The sequence below is a fragment of the Streptomyces sp. P5F9 genome, from assembly GCF_057961495.1.
In genome coordinates this window covers 1-1,523 of sequence record NZ_JBXVPZ010000891.1, presented here as the reverse complement: position 1 = coordinate 1,523, position 1,523 = coordinate 1, and the positions used below count along the sequence as shown (strand labels likewise).

The 1,523-nt window shown below is 68.7% G+C and carries 1 protein-coding gene; it reads left to right on the top strand.

Annotated elements, in window-relative coordinates; translation table 11 throughout:
• Window positions 1-1,482, top strand: a 1,482-nt coding sequence (locus tag AC31A1_RS51230) for an outer membrane protein assembly factor BamB family protein (protein ID WP_489659885.1), incomplete at its 5' end; no start/stop codon positions are given.
• Window positions 1,483-1,523: the final 41 nt, after the last annotated feature.

Sequence of the window (1,523 nt, the reverse complement as noted above, 5' to 3'; positions counted from 1 at the left end):
ATGTGTATAAGAGACAGGTTCACCCCGCCGCCCCCCGGCGGCGGCTCCCGCAACCCCTTCAAGGGGCGGCCCGCGCTGGTGATCGCGGCCGCGGTGGCGGGGCTGTTGGTCGTCGGCGGCACGGTGTGGGCGGTCACGAGCGGCGGTGACGACAAGAAGCCGGTGGCTGAGCGGAGCGACAGCCCCTCGCCCTCCGCCAGCGGCGGGGCCGACGACCCCGCCAACCCCGGTGACGGCAGCGGCGACGGCGCCAAGGGCCCCGAGAACCTCAACGAGGGCCGCAAGTCCGGCGAGGCGAAGGTGCTCTGGTACAAGGAGGCGCCGGACGCGCCCGGTTCCGGCGCCGACGCCCCCGGCATGTGGATCACCGGGAAGACGGCGGTGAAGGCGGCGTACAAGGAACTCGTCGCCTACAACGTGGGCAACGGCAACCCGACCTGGCCCACGGTCACCTTCCCGCAGAAGATCTGCGCGGTCACCTCGCAGCAGTCGTCCGACGGCAAGATCGTCGTGGCGTACGAGAGCGGTGTCAGTGACAACGCCAAGTGCAACCAGCTCCAGCAGTTCGACCTGAACACCGGGGCGAAGGGCTGGGCGACGACCGTCCCGGACGGCGACCTCTTCGACAGCGTGCTCAGCGTCGGGCTGTCCGTCACCGGCAAGACCCTGATGGTGGGCCGCTCACAGTCCGGGATCGCGTACGACGTGGACACCGGCAAGAAGCTCTTCGAGAAGAAGAGGTACGGCGCTGCCTGCTTCCCGGGCGGGTTCGCGGGCGGCGCGAAGCTGATCTCGGTGGCGTCCTGCGGAGCGGGCTCCTCCACCGAGCACGACGAGGTGCAGGAGCTGGACCCGGCGACCGGCAAGGTCAAGTGGACCAAGTCGATCCCCAAGGGCTGGACGGTCGGCCACGTCTACTCCGTGGACCCGGTCGTCCTCTACATGACCGACTCGGACGACAAGCACTGGAACATCTCGACGCTGAAGAACGACGGTTCGGTCCGCTCGCAGGTCGACTCCAAGGCCGCGTTCGCGCCCACCTGCGGTTCGTCGTTCATCGACAGCGACCTCCAGGGCTGCCAGGGCGTCGCCGTCGACGCGAGCACCCTGTACCTCCCGACGGACGCGACGACCGGCGCCAACCAGATCGTCGCGATCGACCTCGCCACCGGCAAGGAGAAGTGGCGCGTCAAGTCGCCCGCGGACGAGTCGATGGTCCCGATCAAGGCCGAGGGCGGCAAGCTCCTCGCCTACGTCGAGGCGTCCTACGACGCGGGCGGCCAGGTCGTGTCCATCCCCACGGCCGGCTCCTCGCACGCGACGACGAAGCTGCTGCAGATGCCGGCCGGCACCGCGCAGATCGAGTCGAGCTTCTTCTCCCGGGACATCGACTACGTAGACGGGCGCTTCTACATCTCGTCGACCCGGCTGAACGGCAATGACGACACGAAGGAGAAGTTGATGCTCGCGTACGGCAAGTGAGACCCCGACTTCTCCCCGTCCCGCCGTCCTCCCCGAGGTAC